This is a genomic window from Pseudomonas sp. AK106 (assembly GCF_053903055.1).
The window spans coordinates 741,632-760,969 of record NZ_CP096426.1; the positions used below are offsets into that span (position 1 = coordinate 741,632).

The following is a 19,338-nucleotide window of genomic DNA, read 5'->3' on the forward strand; positions in this document are numbered from 1 at the left end:
TCTTCCGCAGCCATCACCTTCCGCGTTTGCTATCGATCCTCACCAATCGCCCGCCTTCGAACCGCAAATACTGGTACATCCCGTTGCTCGGGCCGTAGATCCATTCCTGGACTTGCACCTGATCCACCTGGCGGTAGTGATTGACGGTTTCCTTATAGCCGATGATGTCCTGGCTGACCGGCTGGCCGCATTTCTGCTGCACTTCAAACATCCGGTCGCCGACGCTGATCAGCTGGCTGCCACAGCGCAATGTGTCTGCCTGGGCAATGCCAAGCAGCGCCGTCATACCGAGCATCACCGCCATCCTCGTTATCGCATTCTTCAAAATCATTACTCGCTGTCGAGGTGCAGGGGGCTGATGACGCGGCCGTCTTTTTCTGGCTTGCCAAGGGTGGTGTCGATGAAATACACCCGCTCGTCTGCCAGTTGGCCCTTGTCGACCAGGTAGTCCTTGATGCTTCCGGCCCGCGCCTGGCCGAGCTGACGCAGCAGCAGCGCGCTCGAACTCCAGGATTTGAGCACCGCCTCGCGCAGCTTGTTCTGACGCTCTTCCTTGCCCAGATTCACCCACTCGGCCGGCGGCTGCTGTTTCAGGCGCGTGCGATAAATACCGTCAAGCATCGGCGCCTTCTCATCCGCAGGTACCGTCAGATCACTCGGCTGCGCAGGCACCTTGTCGCCTCGGCGCTGGAGAATCTTGTAGTACGTGCTCTGGTATTCACGCTCCAGTCGTTGCTGGGCAATCAACGGGCCGTCGCTGGCTTCAGCGCTGGTGCCTTCAATCTCAAGACGCAACGCTGGCCGGGCTTTCAAGGCTGCCGCCAGCTTGTCCAGCGAAGCCATCGCCTCAGGGCTCAGCTCCTCAGCCCCTGGCGCGAAGGACACCGTGCCCAGGTCCTCCGATCCGCCACCGCCGCTGATCAATCCACCGATGAATTTGAACGGCGCCGCCGCTGCCTTCACCACCAGATTGCGCAGGGTCTGCCAGACGATCGGCATCACGCTGAACTGCGGATTGTTGAGATCGCCCGTTACCGGCAACTCGATGGAAATCTTGCCATCGGTATCCTTGAGCAGGGCAATCGCCAGTTTCAGCGGCAGATTCACCGCGTCCGGGCTGTCCACCTTCTCACCCAATTGCAGCTGCTCGACCACCACCTTGTTCTCAGCCTTGAGCTGGCCCTTGGTAATCAGGTAGTGGAGATCCAGATTCAGACGCCCCTTGCGAATGCGATAACCGGCGAATTTGCCGGAGTAGGGCGTCAACGTGGTCAGCTCCACGCGCTTGAAGCTGGTCGCGATGTCCAGACTCGCCATCGGGTTGAACGGGTTCAGCGCGCCCTTGATGGTCACCGGCGCATAGCGATCAACCTTACCGTTGATATTCACCGTCGCGGGTTTGTCCTGGCGGTTATCCAGCGTGCCGATTTTGCCGTTGAGTTGCTGAACGGCCGTGGCGAAGTTCGGCGTCAGGCTAAAGTCGGCGAAGTTGGCCGAGCCGTTGGTGATGTTCACCTCGCCAATGCGAATGCCCATCGGCTTTTCGCTGCTGGCGGCTTTGGCTTTCGGCGCGGCAGGCGCCTTATCTGCAGGCTGCGGAATCAGCAGGTCGTCAATGTTGGTCGAGCGATCGTCAGCGATCACGAAGCGCGCATACGGCTGGTCGACATTAATCGAAGCGATGGTCAGGCTATCGCCCAGCTGGAAATTCAGCCCGTCGACGTTCAACCGCTGCCACTTCACGAAGTCCCGCGACTTGAGGGTGTCGAGGGTATGCAACTGGTCAACCTGCGCCTTGCCGGTGATGCGCAGCGCAAAGGGCTCGGTGCTTTTCAGGTCCACGGCCAGATCGCTGTTGAGCATGCCGCTGCGCACTTCCAGGCGAATGAACGGCGTGACGTAGGACTGCGCGACTCGCAGGTCGATGTCGCGCGTAGTGACATTGAGATTGGCGCGAACCGGCGCAAGATTCACCTCGCCCTCGGCGGTCAGCTTGCCTTGCTTGCCCACACCAGTGTCGAGCTTGAGCTTGAAGGGTGACTTGTTGAGGCTGTCGAAGCCGGTCAGGTCCAGGTTCAGCGGGCCGACATCAATCGCCACAGGCTCTTTCGGGACCTTGTCGGCAAGATGAATCCGGTAGTCGCGCAGCTGCGTATCCCGCAGCAACACCTGCCAAGGTTTGCTTGGCGCCGCCGTTTTTGCGCTGGCCGTGGTTTCTGCGCCGGTGGCGGTCGCGGGCTGCTGTTTTTCAGCCTCGACTTTCTTGGCTTGTGCTTTGGACGGCTGGCTGGCGAACAGCTTCTGCCAGTCCAGCTCGCCGTCAGACTCCCGCGTCGCCCAGGTTTCCAGGCCTTCGCTGCGAATCTTGCCGACCGACACCAACTGCTTGGCCAGATCGATTGACGTGTCGCTCACGCTCAGTTTTTTCAGGCGCGCCAGCGGTCTGCCGTCCGGGGCATCGATGGCGAAGGGCGCAACACTCAGGGATGTCTTGTCCAGCAGCAGCTCGGTTTCCTTCGCCAGACTGAGTGTGTAATGGGTGTTGAAATTGAGGACGCCGTCTTTGAGGACCAGCGGCAGCGCGTCGCGCACGTAGGGCCACCAGACTTCCATCTTGCCGTCGGTGACTTTTAGCGTGCCTTCGGACGAGAGGGGCACAAGGCTGATACGCCCGACCCAGTCGATCTGACCGCCGTTAGGCCCCGCGGCGACCAGGGTCATGTCGGCGTTGTCTTCCGGCAGCGTGCTGAGGTTTTTCAGCTCGAAATTCAGCGCGTCGTAGAGAAACTCGATGGGCTCGCTGGGGCGCATGTCCTGGAAATGCACGTAGCCGTCGGCCAGCTTGATCTCGCCGATGCGCAGCGGGAACGGTTTGCTCGGGGGTTCGTCAGGTTTAGCAGGTTCGCTGGCCGGCAGCTTGAACAGCCCGGCCAGATTGAGCGTGCCGTCTTTGGCGAACAGCAACTCGGTCTTGGGTTTATCGAGCTCGACGGCCTTGAGGTGCAGGGCTTTGGTCCAGAGGCTGTCGATTTGCAGGTTCGCGTAAAGCCGCGCGAAACCGATTTGCTCCTTGCCCGGCGCCCCGATGTTCAGGCCCCAGAGGGTGACTTCCAGGCTGTAGGGATTGAGTTCGAGACGGTCCAGCCTGGCCGGCACCGTGGCGTAATTGGCCAGCTGTTGATTGATGATTCGCAATGCAACGCCGGGCAGGATCAGAAACCCCAGCACGCTGTAAATGGCGAAGACGGCCAGCAGGGCGCCGATGGCGCGTTTCAATCCTTTGGGCATGTAGGTCGCCGACTCTCTCGATGGGAGGTCCTTGGAGTATGGCACGCCAATCTGGTTCCGAATCCAGTCGCTTCAATCCTTGTGGGAAATTTCCTTAGGCCTGTTTGAGCATCACAGCTGCAAGATCAATGTCTTGAGCGGGGGCTGTTGGTCCTGTGACGGAAAGTCGGCGCCCGGGGTCAGCACCTGGCAGTCGCGCACGGGCCGGCCGATTTTGCTGGCGCAACGCACCACCTGCTCGCGCCAATCGTCGAGGCTGACCTTCGCCAGGTTGTTGCAGCAGATCAGCACGCCGTCTTCGGCGGTGGTCAGCAGCGCGGGTTTGAGCAGGCTCTGGTAATCACGCAGCAGATCGACGGTGCCGAACGCGCTCTTGGCCCAGGCCGGCGGATCCAGCAAGACCAGATCATATCGGCGTTGCTCGAGGCGCACGTAACTCGGCAGCTTGTGGCCGCGACGGGAAGCGATGGGCAGTCCGGCCAATTGGCGAATGGCCGGGAAGTAATCGGACTGGACGAACTGCATGGCCGGCAGCTGCGGATTGAGCAGGCCGTTCTCGCGCCCGACGGCCAGATTGCCCTCGGCGAAATCCAGGTTGCACACCTCGCGCGCGCCACCCGCCGCTGCGCTCAGGCCGACGCCGCAGGTGTAGGCGAACAGATTGAGCACGCTCTTGCCGGCGGCATGTTGCTTGACCCAGCCGCGGGCGTTGCGCAGGTCTAGAAACAGCAGTGGATCCTGCCCGGCATGACGACCGCGCACCCGGTAATTCAGGCCCCACTCATGGCCGACCAGATCGGCCAGCGCAGCGTCGTCGGCTTTGTAGATCGGGTCTGACCGGTCGACCCGCGAGTTGCCCTGGGAGCGGTCGTTATAAACCAGCATCAGTTCCAGGCCCAGCCGCCCATTGACGGTGGCCTGCAGCGCCAGCAGCGAGTCGAGATCCAGGCTGTTGTGGAAACTCTGCACCAGCAATTGCGGGCCGTAACGATCGACGGTCAGCCCGCTCGCGCCTTCCTGACTGCCGTGGAACAGGCGATAACAATCGGTGCCTTGGGCGTGCAGTTCCGCCAGCAGGGATTGACGATTATCGAGGGCGACGCTGAGCGCCTGATTCAACGAGGACATGCTCGGCCTTGGGGCAGGAATGAGGGCGTGCGAGTTTATCAGCAAGGCCAATGCCGGTGTTGCCGCCTGTTCGCCAGCAAGCTTCTACGGACTTTCGCACTGCCCTCGCCGCAAACCACTGTAGGAGTGAGCTTGCTCGCGATAGCGGCGTGTCAGACGACATCCTCTTCGCAGACATAACGCCATCGCGAGCAAGCTCACTCCTACAGAAACTGAGGTGAATCAGTTCAACCTTTGGGTCTCAGATATGACGCATGTGCGAGCAAGCTCACTCCTACAAGGGGCGTCATCCCCCGGTTCCTGAACCTCCCCTGAAGACATCCGCATTAACCCCCACACCCTCCATGCTGGCGATTTACTCTCATACAACCCGGGCGTATGCTTCGCCCGTTTTCAACCAATGCGGAGACCCACAGTGGGTACTTGTTCGAGTGACAGACGTCAGCCGGTGATAACGACCGGCCAATCCTCGGCACGATAACGCGCAGTCTTTTCACTGCCGCTATCTCGCCGACAACGTGAGAAGCGGCGGTGGCCCGCGGACTCTGCTCAGAGCCCGCTTCCCTGTCCTTTCCCTGACGCCCAATCCTGCGTGATGACCGACGCGTCTGTCGTTCGTCTGCGCATCGGACGCGCGTGGCTTTTGCTGCGCGGGCCAGCCTGCGGTGCCTGCTCATGAACGAGCGCGCCGCCTGAGGCGTGCCGTACCCGCTCAAGGTTCCTGTGCTTTCAGCTCCAGCAGCCTTCAGTCCAGGGGACACAACCATGAAGTACACCCTCCTGAAAGAATTCCTCGCAGACTTCGTCCGCACCCGCAAACTCGGCCGGCACTTCCGTCGGCTGGCGACGCTCGACAGCGTGACCGACGCCACCGTCAGCCGCGAAGTGCCGCCCACCCTCGCGCAGACCCTGACCCGCGGCGCCAGCAGCGATGTGCCTGAATTGCTCGCACGCCTGAGCAGCCACGCCGACGGTCTCACCGAAACCGAAGCGCACGAACTGCGCGAGCAACACGGCCTCAACGAAGTCGAGCACGAACAGCCGCTGCCATGGTGGGTGCATTTGTGGCACTGCTATCGAAATCCGTTCAACCTGCTGCTGACCCTGCTGGCGTTCATCTCGTGGCTGACCGAAGACATGAAAGCCGCCACGGTGATTTTCTCCATGGTCGTGCTCTCCACGCTGCTGCGTTTCTGGCAGGAGGCGCGTTCCAATCAGGCCGCCGACGCGCTCAAGGCAATGGTCAGCAACACCGCGACGGTAATGCGCCGCGCCGACAGCTCGTTCGACGCTGCCGATAACGCAAAGCAAAAACGCATTGAGCTGCCGATCAAGCAACTGGTACCGGGCGACCTCATCGTGCTGTCTGCCGGCGACATGATCCCTGCGGACTGCCGCGTGCTCAGCGCCAAGGACCTGTTCGTCAGCCAAGCCGCGATGACCGGCGAATCCATGCCGGTGGAGAAATTCGCGCGGCGTCAGGGCGTCGATACGGGCAACCCGCTGGACCTGGAAAACATTCTGTTCATGGGCACCAACGTGGTGTCCGGCGCGGCGACGGGTGTCATCCTGGCCACCGGCAACCACACCTATTTCGGCGCGCTGGCGCAACGGGTCAGCGCCACCGATCGTGCGCCGACCTCGTTTCAGGCCGGGGTCAATAAAGTCAGCTGGCTGCTGATCCGCTTCATGTTCGTGATGGCGCCGCTGGTGTTGTTCATCAATGGCTTCACCAAGGGCGACTGGATGGAAGCGTTGCTGTTCGCGCTGTCCATCGCGGTCGGCCTGACCCCGGAAATGCTGCCGATGATCGTCACCTCGACGCTGGCCAAGGGCGCGGTGTTTCTGTCGCGCAAAAAAGTCATCGTCAAACGTCTCGACGCGATCCAGAACTTCGGCGCCATGGACGTGCTGTGCACCGACAAGACCGGCACGCTGACCCAGGACAAGATTTTTCTCGCACGCCATGTCGACGTATGGGGCGATGAGTCCGACGACGTTCTGGAAATGGCCTACCTCAACAGCTACTACCAGACCGGCCTGAAAAACCTGCTGGACGTCGCGGTGCTGGAGCACGTCGAGATTCACCGCGAGCTGCAAGTCGGCACCGCGTTCAGCAAGGTTGATGAGGTCCCGTTCGACTTCAATCGCCGGCGCATGTCGGTGGTGGTGCAACAGCAGCACGAGCCGCATCTGCTGATCTGCAAAGGCGCGCTGGAAGAAGTGCTGAGCGTGTGCAACCGCGTACGTCATGGCGATGCCGAAGAAGCGCTGACGCCTGAGCTGCTCGAGCGCATTCTGAGCGTCACCGCCGCGTTCAACGAAGAAGGTCTGCGCGTTGTGGCGGTGGCGGCGCGTCCTATGGAGGCAGGCCGCGACACCTACGGCCTGGCTGACGAGAGCGACCTGACCCTGATCGGTTATGTGGCGTTTCTCGATCCGCCGAAGGAAAGCACGGCGCCGGCGCTTAAAGCGTTGGCCGAGCATGGCGTGGCGGTGAAAGTGCTGACCGGCGACAACGAACGCGTCACCGCGAAGATCTGCCGCGAAGTCGGGCTGGAGCGTCAGGGCCTGCTGATGGGGGGTGATATCGAGCGGATGAGCGATGCCGAACTGGCGGTCGCGGTCGAGACCACCAACGTGTTCGCCAAGCTGACGCCTTCCCACAAGGAGCGCATCGTGCGGCTGCTCAAGGCCAACGGGCACGTGGTGGGTTTCATGGGCGACGGCATCAACGACGCGCCTGCGCTGCGCACCGCCGACATCGGTATTTCCGTGGACACCGCGGTGGACATCGCCAAGGAAGCGGCGGACATCATTCTGCTGGAGAAGAGCCTGATGGTGCTGGAGGAGGGCGTGCTGGAAGGGCGCCGGACCTTCGCCAACATGCTCAAGTACATCAAAATGACGGCCAGTTCCAACTTCGGCAACGTGTTCTCGGTGCTGGTCGCCAGTGCGTTCATCCCGTTTCTACCGATGCTGCCGATGCACCTGCTGGTGCAGAACCTGCTGTACGACATTTCCCAGATCGCCATCCCGTTCGATAACGTCGATGAGGAACTGCTGAAAAAACCCCAGCGCTGGCAGCCTGCGGATGTTGGACGCTTCATGCTGTTTTTCGGGCCGATCAGCTCGATCTTCGACATCACCACGTTCGCGGTCATGTGGTACGTGTTCGGCGCCAACACGCCTGAGCATCAGACCCTGTTTCAGTCGGGCTGGTTTGTCGTGGGCCTGCTGACGCAAACGTTGATCGTGCACATGATCCGCACACCGAAAATCCCGTTCCTGCAAAGCCGTGCGGCGATGCCGTTGATGGTGATGACCGGTGTCATCATGGCCGTGGGCATCTTCCTGCCGATGGGCCCGCTGGCGCACTACTTCAAACTGCAAGCGCTGCCACCGCTGTACTTCGCCATCCTGCCGCTGATCCTGATCGCCTACGTGGCGCTGACCCAGGCGGTGAAGGGGTTCTACGTACGCAAGTTTGGCTGGCAGTGATTTGCATGTGACGCAGGCCCCACTGACTGACCGCGTGTATGCAGCGGGAGACTGGCGTCGACCCCCACGGTAGGACCGGCTTCAGCCGGGAAGGCGTCATTCGCTGCACCGCAACAGTGAGGGTGTCCGCACCGGCCTCTTCCCGGCTGAAGCCGGTCCTACTGACTGAGCGCGTTCTCTTAGTGGGGCTGGCTTTAGCCGGGAAGGCGTCAGGCGTCACACCGCAAAACTGCGGGCGTTCACACCGGCCTCTTCCCGGCTGAAGCCGGTCCTACTGACCGAGCGCGTGCTTTTTCTGGGACTGGCTTTAGCCGGGAATGCGTCAGTCGTCACACCGCAAAACTGCGGGTATTCACACCGGCCTCTTCCCGGCTGAAGCCGGTCCTACTGACCGAGCGCGTGCTTTTTGTGGGACCGGCTTTAGCCGGGAATGCGTCAGTCGTCACACCGCAAAATTGAGGGCGTTCACACCGGTCTCTTCCCGGCTGAAGCCCGTCCTACTGACCGAGCGCGTGCGTTGAGTGGGACTGGCTTTAGCCGGGAATGGGGCAGGCGTCACACCGCAAACTGAGGGGGTTCACACCGGCCTCTTCCCGGCTGAAGCCGGTCCCACTGACTGACCGCGTGCGTTTAGTAGGACTGGCTTTAGCCGGGAATGCGTCAGTCGTCACACCGCAAAACTGCAGGTATTCACACCGGCCTCTTCCCGGCTGAAGCCGGCCCTACTGAACGAGCGCGTTCTATTGGTGGGACTGGCTTTAGCCGGGAAGGCGTCAGGCGTCACACCGCAAAACTGCGGGCGTTCACACCGGCCTCTTCCCGGCTGAAGCCGGTCCTACTGACCGAGCGCGTGCTTTTTCTGGGACTGGCTTTAGCCGGGAATGCGTCAGTCGTCACACCGCAAAACTGCGGGTATTCACACCGGCCTCTTCCCGGCTGAAGCCGGTCCTACTGACCGAGCGCGTGCTTTTTGTGGGACCGGCTTTAGCCGGGAATGCGTCAGTCGTCACACCGCAAAATTGAGGGCGTTCACACCGGTCTCTTCCCGGCTGAAGCCGGTCCTACTGACTGACCGCGTTCTCTTAGTGGGACTGGCTTTAGCCGGGAATGCGTCAGACGTCACACCGCAAAATTGAGGGCATTCACACCGGCCTCTTCCCGGCTGAAGCCGGTCCTACTGACCGAGCGCGTGCTTTTTGTGGGACCGGCTTTAGCCGGGAATGCGTCAGTCGTCACACCGCAAAATTGAGGGCGTTCACACCGGCCTCTTCCCGGCTGAAGCCGGTCCTACGCACGTACTGCCCAGATTGTTAAGACCGCGCCAACGCCAGCGCCACGCCTTGTCCGCCGCCAATGCACAGCGTCGCCAGGCCTTTCTTCGCGTCGCGCTTGATCATTTCGTGCAGCAGCGTCACCAGCACGCGGCAGCCCGACGCGCCGATCGGGTGGCCGATGGCGATGGCGCCGCCGTTGACGTTGACCTTGTTCATGTCCCAGCCCAATTCCTTGCCAACCGACAAAGACTGCGCCGCGAAGGCTTCGTTGGCTTCGATCAGATCGAGCTCCTCCAGCGACCAACCCGCCTTGTCCAGGCAGCGGCGGGTTGCGCTCACCGGGCCGATGCCCATGATCGCCGGATCGACGCCGGCGTTCGCGTAAGCGGCAATCCGCGCCAGCACCGGCAAGCCCAGTTCTTCTGCTTTTCGGGCACTCATCAGGATGACCGCTGCCGCGCCGTCATTCAGCGACGAGGCATTGCCTGCCGTGACCGAGCCGTCCTTTTTGAACGCGGGCTTGAGCTTCCCCAGTAATTCGACAGTGGTCGCCGCACGAGGCTGCTCGTCGGTGCTGAAAGACAGCGGATCGCCCTTGCGCTGAGGAATCAGGATCGGGGTGATCTCATCCACGAAGCGCCCGGCTTCAATGGCGGCAGTTGCTTTCTGTTGGGACGCCGCAGCAAACGCATCTTGCGCCTCACGGCTGATGTCGTATTGATCGGCCAGGTTCTCGGCCGTGATGCCCATGTGGTAATCGTTGAACGCATCCCACAGGCCATCGCTGATCATCGTGTCGACCATCGTCGCGTGGCCCATGCGCAGACCGGTTCGCGCGCCCGGCATCACATAGTTGGACAGGCTCATGTTTTCCTGGCCGCCGGCGATGATCACTTCCGCGTCGCCGCAGCGAATCGCCTGCGCCCCCAGATGCAGCGCCTTCAGGCCCGAGCCACAGACCTTGTTCAGCGTCATGGCCGGCACCGTGAACGGCAAGCCCGCCTTGATCGCGGCCTGACGTGCAGGATTCTGTCCGGCGCCCGCCGTCAGCACCTGACCCATGATCACCTCATCGACCTGCGCGCCGTCCAGACCGGTCTGCTCCAGCAGTTGGCGGATGACGGCAGCGCCGAGATCCACTGCGGGGACATTCGCCAGCGAACCCTGGAAACTGCCCACAGCCGTGCGGGTAGCGGCAACGATTACGACGTCTTGCATGGTGCGAATCCTCAATGGTGTGCGACGCGGCGCGAGCCCGGGCTTGAAAAGGTGAAGAAAACAGCGGGGCAGCCGGATCAAGGGAGAGCATGGTTGCATGAATGACGATGATAATTTAAGCCCTTTGTCGCCCGGATTTTGCAGTCACGGCCTTCCAAAGCTTCCGGTCGATCCTGTGGCCGGCCTGCGGACTTTTCTTACGGAAACATACGACAAGAAGTGTCGCAGGTTCTGACGCAAACCCGAGAAGCGGCTGATTTTTGTTGAAAGTGAATGCATGGACAATCGCCGGCCATTCCAGCGGTCATGCTTCAGGAGCCTCCTTTTGTCCAACGATAACCATGGCAGTCAAAGCGGCGACAACAGCCTGAACGTCGGCGTCGGCGATTTTCGTGGCGCCGATGTGAATATCAACAACGGTGAGCGCACGACCTTCACTCCCGAACAACTGCACATCGAGCGTCACCCGACGTTCGGCGGGCGCAGCCTCGACAGCCGGAATGTGTCGGTGTTCGGTTACATCGCCGGTCTGGCCAGCCTGATCGGTCTGTACTTCACCCTATTCCAGCCGGGGCTGGGCTGGCATAGCACATGGTCCACATTGTTCATGTTTTCATTCATCGTTGCGGTCATGGCCGTGGTGATGTCGGCGGTATTGCGGCGGCGAAAATTCGATCACTGCTTCGGCTCGCGGCACTTCCTTGAAATGAGCCAGAGCGGTCGCCTGCGGGTCAATCGGCTGACCGCGCAATGTCCCTGGTGTGGTTCGTTGATGCACCTGCGTCACGTCGGTCCCAAGGACGGTCCCCGAGACGACTTGTTTCTTTGTGAGCGCAATCCACGGCAGCACACCATCCAGCTCGACCCGACAGCGCTACCGGAACTGCAAGACTGAAACCCGGACGCACAAAACCCGCTGCCTCTTGCGAAGGAGCGGGTTTCGAGGGTGTAACAGGACGGCAGATCAGCCGCGGTGACGACCGCGGAAGTAGTTGATCAGGCCCTGGGTCGACGCGTCTTCAGCGACCGTTTCGTCGGTGCCGACAAGGCGGCTGTAAACGCCTTTGCCCAGCTCCTTGCCCAGTTCGACACCCCATTGGTCGAAGGCGTTGGTGCCCCAGACCACGCTTTGCACGAACACTTTATGCTCGTACATCGCGACCAGTGCGCCCAGGCGGCGCGGGCTGATGCGCTCGACGACGATGGTATTGCTCGGACGGTTGCCCGGAATGACCTTGTGCGGCGCGACACGCTGCACTTCTTCTTCCGGTACGCCCTTGGCGCGCAGTTCGGCTTCGGCTTCGGGGCGGGTTTTACCCTGCATCAAGGCCTGGCTCTGGGACAGGCAGTTGGCGTACAGCCACTGATGGTGGTCAGACACCGGGTTGAAGCTGACGATCGGCACGATGAAGTCGGCAGGAATCATCTGGGTGCCTTGGTGCAGCAACTGGTGATATGCATGCTGACCGTTCGCGCCGACGCCACCCCAGATGACCGGGCCTGTGTCGGTTTTGACCGGCACGCCGTCCTGGCGAACGCTCTTGCCGTTGGATTCCATGTCCAGCTGTTGCAGGTGCTTGGTGATGTTGCGCAGGTAATGGTCGTACGGCAGGATCGCGTGACTTTGCGCGTCCCAGAAATTGCCATACCAGATACCCAGCAAGCCCAGCAGCACCGGCATGTTCTCTTCGAACTCGGCGTTCTGGAAGTGCTGATCCATGGTGTAGGCGCCGGACAACAGCTCCTTGAAGTTGGACATCCCGATCGCCAGCGCGATAGGCAGGCCGATGGCCGACCACAGCGAGTAACGGCCGCCAACCCAGTCCCACATCGGGAAGATGTTCTCTTCACGAATCCCGAACGCAACCGCCGCGGCGTTGTTGCTCGACACCGCGATGAAGTGGCGATACAGCTCGGCTTCGGACCCGCCCTGAGCGAGGTACCAGGCGCGGGCAGCGGTGGCGTTCTTCAGGGTTTCGAGGGTGGTGAAGGTCTTGGACGAAACGATGAACAGCGTGGTTTCGGCGCGCAGCTTCTGGGTCAGCTCGTGCAGCTCGGTGCCGTCGATGTTCGCCAGGTAATGGCAGCGAACGCCTTTCTGCGCGTAGGACAACAGCGCTTCCGACACCAGCTCAGGACCGAGGAACGAGCCGCCGATGCCGATATTGACCACGTCGGTGATTGGCTTTTCGGTGTAACCGCGCCACAGACCGTCGTGGATGCGCCCCACCAGATCAGTGATCTGATTCAGCACCTTGTGCACTTCGGGCATCACGTTGACGCCGTTGACCAGCAGCTTGTCGCCCACCGGACGACGCAGCGCGGTGTGCAGTGCAGGGCGACCTTCAGAAGCGTTGACCAGCTCGCCGTCGTACTGCGCCTTGATGGCTTCTTTCAGGCCGACTTCGTTGGCCAGATTGACCAGCAACTGGCGGGTCTCGGCGGTGATCAGGTTCTTCGAGTAGTCGAGAAACAGACCGGCACTGCTGAGGGTGAATTCGTCAAAACGCTTCGGGTCGGCGTTGAACGCTTCGCGCATGCTGAAATTCTGCATCGCTTCGCGGTGATCTTTGAGCGCCTGCCAGGCGGGCAGGGTAGTGACGTCATGAGGAGTGCGGTAGTACGCCATCGCTGCGGGTTTCCTTGTACTTGAACTGCCTTTTGGACGCTGAAAAGCAGGATTGGACATGAATTCGTGGGTGCATCAGAGACTAGTCCCAGGCAACGCCGATGTCTGCGCCTTGCTTTACCTTTGCTCGGTACTTTTTCTCACAGAGTAGAGTTGCTTGTCTGACACGAACTGTATCGGTATGGCATTGCGGGTCTGGCTAAGTTCATCACCAGCGCCCTGCGAAGGCCAGGGCCTGCGCTCCACAACGGGTTTGCGCAGTGAGCATAGGCGCAGATGGTCATCCGATCACGTGACTTTTGCTTTACACATGACCGGGCGCGTCCTTCAGCCGGGTGTGCAGGTTATTCCTTGACCAGATGCAGGTTGTCGATCAGGCGCGTCTTGCCCATGAACGCCGCGCCCAGCACAACCAGATCATGATCATCCGGGGTCGCAGGGCGCAGGCTGACCGCGTTGCGAATCTCCAGGTAATCAGTACGAAAGCCCGCTGCTTCGAGCGCTTTCACACCCTCGCCGATCAACTGCTGGTGATCCTGCTCGCCATTCTGCAACGCCATGCCGATCTGTTTGATGACGCGGTACAACGCAGGCGCTGCAGCGCGCTGGGCTTCAGTCAGGTAGCCATTGCGCGACGACAGGGCCAGGCCGTCGGCGGCACGCACGGTGGGTTCGCCGATGATTTGAATGGGCATGTTCAGGTCACGCACCAGTGCGTTGACGACGGCCAGCTGCTGGAAATCCTTCTGACCGAAAATCGCGATGTCCGGCTGCACCATGTTGAATAGCTTACTGACCACCGTCGAAACGCCGTCGAAGTGACCAGGACGGCTGCCGCCACACAGACCTTCTGACACCACCGGCACGCGCACGATGGTCTGATCGGCCATGCCATGGGGGTACATTTCATCGACCGTCGGTGTGAACAACAGGTGGCACCCGGCCTGAAGCAACTGCTCCTGATCGGCGGCCAGGGTCCGCGGGTACGACGCCAGGTCTTCGTTGGGGCCAAACTGAAGCGGGTTGACGAAGATGCTGGCGATCACGAAATCAGCGCGTTGAACGGCTTTGGTGACCAACGCGATATGGCCGCTGTGCAGGTTGCCCATGGTGGGCACCAGGGCGATGCGTTTGCCTTCGCTGCGTGCGCGGGCGACAACCGCGCGCAACTCACGAACGGTTTTAACTGTGTTCATGCCGAGAATCCGTGTTCTGGAGCGGGGAAGCTGACGTCTTTGACCGCGCTGACATACGCGGCGATCGCCGACTGGATGTCCGGCTGACCGGCCATGAAATTCTTCACGAACTTGGGCACACGGCCGGTGATCGACAGGCCGAGCATGTCGTGAAGCACCAGCACCTGACCGTCTGTGGCGCTGCCGGCGCCAATCCCGATCACCGGAATCTTCACGGCGTGGGTGATTTCCTGGGCCAGCTCGCTCGGCACGCATTCCAGCAGAATCATCGCGGCGCCGGCCTGCTCAAGGGTAATCGCGTCGGCCCGCATCTGCCGCGCCTGCGACTCCAGCCGACCCTGCACTTTATAGCCGCCCAGCACGTTGACCGCCTGAGGCGTCAGGCCCATGTGTGCACAGACGGGAACGCCGCGCTCGGCCAGCAGCCGGATCGAGTCGGCAAGCCACGCCGCGCCTTCGATCTTGACCATGTGCGCACCCGCTTGCATCAGCGTGGCGCTGTTGGCGAAGGTCTGCTCAGGAGTGGCGTAGGACATGAACGGCAGATCCACCAGAATCAGCGCGCCCTGGTTGCCGCGTTTGACACCGGCCACGTGGTACGCCATCTCGGCGGTGGTGACAGGCAGTGTGCTGTCGTGGCCCTGAAGAACCATGCCCAGCGAGTCGCCGACCAGCAGCACTTCCACACCGGCCTGGCTGGCGGTGTGGGCAAAAGTCGCGTCGTAGCAGGTCAGCATGGTGATTTTTTCACCTTTTTGCTTCAGAGCCAGCAGGGACGTAACGGTGATATCGGGCATGGAAAGTCCTCATTCAGGCGCTGTGAATACTGCGGCGAGCAACGCGTGATTCATCTTGGGAGGCAGGCACATCGTCGTTTTGCGATGTTTGCAACGGCCTGATCCGCGCCTTTTGGCCGGTCGTCCGGCTTTGGGACGCTTATCTTCGTGAGGAGGGGGCGGGAAGTCAATTCCGGGTGTTACCGGTTTGAGCGTGCCCGCAGAACAGCTTCAGCTCGGCGATCGTTCCAGGCCTTCGAACGGGCACTGGGCAAGCAAATCATTCAGCGCGCGGCCATCAGCGAGGGTGATGCCCGGTGCCAGCTCGGCCAGTGGGTACAGCACAAACGCGCGCGCCTGCATCTGGTAATGCGGCACCTTCAGTCGCGGCTCATCGATGAGGCGATCGCCGAACAACAGGATGTCGAGGTCCAGCGTGCGCGGCCCCCAGCGTTCGAGGCGCTCGCGGCCCTGATCGTTTTCGATGCCTTGCAAGGCGTCGAGCAGCGCCAATGGGGGGAGCGAGGTGTCGAGCGCAGCCACCGCATTGGTGTAGCGCGGCTGACCCGGCAACAGCGAGTCGCTGACATAGAAAGAGGAAACGCCTGCCAGGCTGCTCTGCGGTATCAGGCCCATGGCCTTGATCGCTTCGCGCAACTGTTCGGCAGGGTCGGCCAGGTTGCTCCCCAGGCCGACGTAAACGCGCTCGATCATCGGGTGTTATTCCGCCCCGTCGACGCCAGCGCGTTTGCGCTTGCCGCTGCTGCTGCGACGACGTTTGCGCGGACCCTGGCCGGTGGCGTCGGGCTTGCTGCCCAGGTCACGAATCATGTCGCGGCGTCCGGAATCATTGGCGTCCTGATAGTCGGTCCACCATTCACCCAGGCCGTCGGTTTCTTCGCCAGCGGATTCGCGCAGCAACAGGAAGTCGTAGCCGGCACGGAAGCGCGGGTTTTCCAGCAGCAGGTCGGCGCGTTTGCCCGATCGGCGCGGCAGACGTTCCTGCATGTCCCAGATCTCGCGGATCGGCATGGTGAAGCGTTTCGGGATCGCGATCCGCTGGCACTGTTCGGTAATCAGTTCGTGAGCCGCTTCCTGCATGGCCGGGATCGGCGGCATGCCGCGCTCTTGCAGACGCAGCACGCGGGCGGGCAGGGCAGGCCACAGTAGGGCTGCGAACAGGAACGCCGGTGTGACCGGTTTGTTCTGCTTGATGCGCAGATCGGTGTTGGCCAACGCCTCGCTGATCAGCGTGTGGGTGTAAGTCGGGTTGTATTCCAGGGCCTTGGAGCTGGCCGGGAACAGCGGCTCGAACAGTTCGAGATCGACCAGCATCTCGAACGTCGCCTCGGCATAACCCGATAGGAACAGCTTCAGTACTTCTTCAAACAGACGCGCAGACGGGATGTCGCGCAGCATCGGCGCCAGCGGGCGAATGGGCGTGGCGCTGTGCTTCTCGATGCCGAAATCCAGCTTGGCGGCGAAACGCACGGCCCGCAGCATGCGCACCGGGTCTTCCTTGTAACGCTGCTGAGGGTCGCCGATCAGACGAATCAGGCGATTGCGGATGTCGTGTACGCCGTTTGCGTAATCGAGGACGCGCTCGGTCACTGGATCGTAATACAGGGCGTTGATCGTGAAGTCCCGGCGCTGGGCGTCGTCTTCGAGGGTGCCGTAGACGTTGTCACGCAGAATGCGCCCGCTCTCGTTGCGCGAAGACTGGTTGCTGTCTTCGTCTTCGTCATCGATCGGGTGATTGGCGCGGAAGGTCGCGACTTCAATGATTTCACGGCCGAAGTGGATATGAACCAGCTTGAAGCGGCGGCCGATGATACGGGCGTTGCGAAACTCGGCGCGGATTTGCTCGGGCGTGGCACTGGTGGCGACGTCGAAATCCTTGGGCGTGATGCCGAGCATCATGTCGCGGACACAGCCACCGACCAGATAGGCCTGGTAGCCGGCGGTCTGCAGGCGCTCGACGATATTCACCGCATAGCGGCTGAATTGATTGCGTTGCAACGAATGCTGGCTACCGCTGAGCACTTCAGGCGTTGTGCGCACATGTTGCTGCGGCTTGCGCAGTGGGGAACGGAATGACTGGAACAGCTTCTTCAGCATGGGAGGCACTGTTTGAAGGAATATTCGGCCAATTTCGAAGAGTGACCGCACGATGGGCGGGGATTCTAGCATTTAGTCGAGGGATGGTGTAGGAGGCAGCTCGATAGGCACCTGGGGGCGGACTGCACAATGGGTGCAAGGGGGGGGGCGAGCAGGACGGGGTTTATTGCAGATGCTACTGGGGGAGCCGAAGCTCCCCCAAAGTGCGTGCTCTTATTTTTATTGTCTGATGGGCTTTTTATTGTTGTTGACCGCCCAATTCACGGCTTTCGCCTGTGAAACCTCCCAATCGGGAGTCAAGAGCAAACGGATTGCTTTGGTCGCTGTGCGGCAGTGATCTATCGATCCAACCAGTTCAGGCTCTACCTAAGGGTAGTTTTTGTTGTTCTCGGCCTGGTTGCGGGACAAGTCCCAAATGCAACGCCTCTCCAAAAGAATCAGTTAGCTGCGCCTCCGCCGTGTTGTTCTTGTTATGCGTGAGTCGTTTCGTCTTGTTTTTATTATGTTGGTGTTTCGGGTGACTGATTTTTGTTGTTCTTGTACGAATACATATAGCAGTAGCTGTGCCAACTTTTGGAAAACAGGCTACACGCCGCGGAATGCAAGGGTGTGGCAAATTGACGCTATTTTGCGCGGGCGGAAAAAAACCGGGGGTTCGTTACCGTACGCCCCGGTTTTGTTACGTCACCATTTATGAGGTAACAGTTTTTTCACATGGCGCGTAACCCGCGTGCCAGAGCCTGCGCGAAGATGCGCTCACGTTTCGCTGGCCACTCCGGTCTTGCGTCGCGGAATACCCAGGCGTTGGCGACGCTCCCACAGGCACTTGCGGCTGACGCCCAGCTTGCGCGCCAGTTCGGTTTCGGTCATGTGGTCCTGATGCTCCAGAACGAAGTGCTGGAAATAGTCCTCCAGCGACAAGTCCTCGGTCGGCTCACCAGCCGTGGAGCTCGACGAGCCTGACGCCTGGGGTGCAAGGCCGATGAACTCGTTGACGTCGAGGTCGCTCAGCTCGATATCGATGCCCAGCAGCTCGGCAGAAATGTTCGGGCTTTCACACAGAATTACCGCGCGCTCGACCGCGTTCTCGAGCTCTCGCACGTTACCGGGCCACGAATAGTGTCTAATCGCTTGCTCGGCATCCGGCGCGAAACGCAAGTCGTTACGACCGGCCTTGAGGCTCTGCCGCGCCAGGAACGCATTGGCGATCTCATTGACGTCTGCCCCGCGTTCACGCAGCGCGGGCAGTTTCAGCGCGATCACGTGCAGGCGGTAGTACAAGTCTTCGCGGAACTGGCCCACTTTGGCCAGGCTCTTTAGGTCGCGGTGAGTCGCTGCGATCAGGCGGACGTCGACTTTTTGCGACTGCACCGAGCCCACCCGGCGAATTTCGCCTTCTTGCAGGACGCGCAACAGGCGGGCCTGCGCCTCAAGCGGGAGTTCGCCGATTTCATCGAGAAACAACGTGCCGCCATCCGCCGCTTCCACGAGACCGGCACGACCGGCACTGGCACCGGTAAACGCCCCTTTTTCGTGGCCGAACAGCTCGGATTCGATGAGGGATTCCGGAATCGCTGCGCAGTTGACCGAAATCATCGGGGCCTTGGCGCGACGGGACAAGTTATGCAGCGCGCGGGCCACCAGTTCCTTGCCCGTACCGGACTCGCCCTGAATCAGCACGTTGGAGTCGGTTGGCGCGACTTTGCGGATCTTGCTGTACATGTCCTGCATCGGCGGGCACGAGCCGATGATGCCGATCTCGCCGTTGCTGTTGTCCGGACCGGACTTGTCGCCCGTCGCAGTTTTTGCGGTGGCGGCGCGTTCGGCCTGCATGCTTTGCAGCGTCTGGCGATCGCGAAGGATGCGCGAAACGGCCTGAAGCATTTCGTCGTGGTCGAAGGGTTTGGCGATGTAATCCACCGCGCCCATTTTCATCGAGTCCACGGCCGAGCGCAGGCTGGCGTAACTGGTCATGATCAGCACGGGTTTGCCCTGGCCGAGCTTGATCAGCTCTGTGCCGGGGGCGCCGGGCAGGCGTAAATCGCTGACGATCAGGTCAAACGAAGGGATGCTGAAACGTTCCTGAGCTTCCTGCACGGATCCGGCTTCGCTGACCTGGTACTGATTACGTTCCAACAGTCGACGCAGGGCGGAGCGGATGATGGTTTCGTCTTCCACGATCAAAATGTGAGGCATTGATTCGGTTCTCT

Annotated in this window: 12 protein-coding genes; 2 read left to right on the forward strand and 10 right to left on the reverse strand. The window is 61.0% G+C overall.

Annotation, left to right across the window (positions count from 1 at the left end):
* Positions 1-13: 13 nt before the first annotated feature.
* The 3 genes from M1E04_RS03345 to M1E04_RS03355 form a co-directional block, all read right to left on the reverse strand.
* On the reverse strand, positions 14-304 hold the full coding sequence (locus M1E04_RS03345) for a DUF2845 domain-containing protein (RefSeq protein ID WP_456293144.1): 291 nt from the start codon (positions 302-304) through the stop codon (positions 14-16).
* A 26-nt stretch (positions 305-330) separates the two neighbouring features.
* Positions 331-3,288 carry a DUF748 domain-containing protein gene (locus M1E04_RS03350; protein WP_456292399.1) on the reverse strand — a complete coding sequence of 986 codons (2,958 nt, stop codon included), beginning with the start codon at positions 3,286-3,288 and terminating at the stop codon, positions 331-333.
* Positions 3,289-3,399: 111 nt separating this feature from the next.
* Positions 3,400-4,416, reverse strand: a complete 1,017-nt coding sequence (locus M1E04_RS03355; RefSeq protein ID WP_456292400.1) for a class I SAM-dependent rRNA methyltransferase — start codon at positions 4,414-4,416, stop codon at positions 3,400-3,402.
* 765 nt (positions 4,417-5,181) lie between these two features.
* Here M1E04_RS03355 and mgtA point away from each other — a divergent pair.
* Entirely contained in the window at positions 5,182-7,917 is a 2,736-nt protein-coding gene (gene mgtA, locus M1E04_RS03360) for a magnesium-translocating P-type ATPase (protein WP_410930672.1), read from the forward strand.
* Positions 7,918-9,227: 1,310 nt separating this feature from the next.
* Here the strand turns inward: mgtA and M1E04_RS03365 are convergent.
* On the reverse strand, positions 9,228-10,409 hold the full coding sequence (locus tag M1E04_RS03365; RefSeq protein WP_456292401.1) for an acetyl-CoA C-acetyltransferase: 1,182 nt from the start codon (positions 10,407-10,409) through the stop codon (positions 9,228-9,230).
* 325 nt (positions 10,410-10,734) lie between these two features.
* Between M1E04_RS03365 and M1E04_RS03370 the strand changes: the two genes are divergently transcribed.
* Positions 10,735-11,304, forward strand: coding sequence for a hypothetical protein (locus tag M1E04_RS03370; RefSeq protein ID WP_065988302.1), 570 nt, complete (start codon positions 10,735-10,737; stop codon positions 11,302-11,304).
* Between the two features lie 69 nt (positions 11,305-11,373).
* On the opposite strand, the gene pgi is transcribed toward M1E04_RS03370, so the two are convergent.
* The 6 genes from pgi to M1E04_RS03400 form a co-directional block, all read right to left on the reverse strand.
* Positions 11,374-13,038 carry a glucose-6-phosphate isomerase gene (gene pgi / locus M1E04_RS03375; RefSeq protein ID WP_065988301.1) on the reverse strand — a complete coding sequence of 555 codons (1,665 nt, stop codon included), beginning with the start codon at positions 13,036-13,038 and terminating at the stop codon, positions 11,374-11,376.
* Positions 13,039-13,382: 344 nt separating this feature from the next.
* The gene (gene panC / locus M1E04_RS03380) at positions 13,383-14,234 is read right to left on the reverse strand and encodes a pantoate--beta-alanine ligase (protein WP_456292402.1); all 852 of its coding nucleotides are present in this window, start codon (positions 14,232-14,234) and stop codon (positions 13,383-13,385) included.
* Positions 14,231-15,031 (reverse strand): 3-methyl-2-oxobutanoate hydroxymethyltransferase, encoded by an 801-nt coding sequence (panB, locus tag M1E04_RS03385; protein ID WP_065988299.1) that lies wholly within the window; start codon positions 15,029-15,031, stop codon positions 14,231-14,233. The genes panC and panB overlap by 4 nt, the downstream gene beginning before the upstream one ends.
* 210 nt (positions 15,032-15,241) lie before the next feature.
* Positions 15,242-15,724: a 2-amino-4-hydroxy-6-hydroxymethyldihydropteridine diphosphokinase gene (gene folK, locus M1E04_RS03390; protein ID WP_369320123.1), complete on the reverse strand. Its 483-nt coding sequence runs from the start codon at positions 15,722-15,724 to the stop codon at positions 15,242-15,244.
* Between the two features lie 6 nt (positions 15,725-15,730).
* Positions 15,731-17,128, reverse strand: coding sequence for a polynucleotide adenylyltransferase PcnB (locus tag M1E04_RS03395; RefSeq protein ID WP_065988297.1), 1,398 nt, complete (start codon positions 17,126-17,128; stop codon positions 15,731-15,733).
* Between the two features lie 756 nt (positions 17,129-17,884).
* Positions 17,885-19,324, reverse strand: coding sequence for a sigma-54-dependent transcriptional regulator (locus M1E04_RS03400; RefSeq protein ID WP_456292403.1), 1,440 nt, complete (start codon positions 19,322-19,324; stop codon positions 17,885-17,887).
* Positions 19,325-19,338 lie beyond the last annotated feature (14 nt).

Coding starts and splice junctions, on each gene's coding strand:
- M1E04_RS03355 (WP_456292400.1), bottom strand. CDS start 4,416: ATGTCCTCGTTGAATCAGGCGCTCAGCGTCGCCCTCGATAATCGTCAA.
- M1E04_RS03365 (WP_456292401.1), bottom strand. CDS start 10,409: ATGCAAGACGTCGTAATCGTTGCCGCTACCCGCACGGCTGTGGGCAGT.
- mgtA (WP_410930672.1), top strand. CDS start 5,182: ATGAAGTACACCCTCCTGAAAGAATTCCTCGCAGACTTCGTCCGCACC.
- M1E04_RS03400 (WP_456292403.1), bottom strand. CDS start 19,324: ATGCCTCACATTTTGATCGTGGAAGACGAAACCATCATCCGCTCCGCC.
- panB (WP_065988299.1), bottom strand. CDS start 15,031: ATGCCCGATATCACCGTTACGTCCCTGCTGGCTCTGAAGCAAAAAGGT.
- M1E04_RS03345 (WP_456293144.1), bottom strand. CDS start 304: ATGGCGGTGATGCTCGGTATGACGGCGCTGCTTGGCATTGCCCAGGCA.
- pgi (WP_065988301.1), bottom strand. CDS start 13,038: ATGGCGTACTACCGCACTCCTCATGACGTCACTACCCTGCCCGCCTGG.
- folK (WP_369320123.1), bottom strand. CDS start 15,724: ATGATCGAGCGCGTTTACGTCGGCCTGGGGAGCAACCTGGCCGACCCT.
- panC (WP_456292402.1), bottom strand. CDS start 14,234: ATGAACACAGTTAAAACCGTTCGTGAGTTGCGCGCGGTTGTCGCCCGC.
- M1E04_RS03395 (WP_065988297.1), bottom strand. CDS start 17,128: ATGCTGAAGAAGCTGTTCCAGTCATTCCGTTCCCCACTGCGCAAGCCG.
- M1E04_RS03350 (WP_456292399.1), bottom strand. CDS start 3,288: ATGCCCAAAGGATTGAAACGCGCCATCGGCGCCCTGCTGGCCGTCTTC.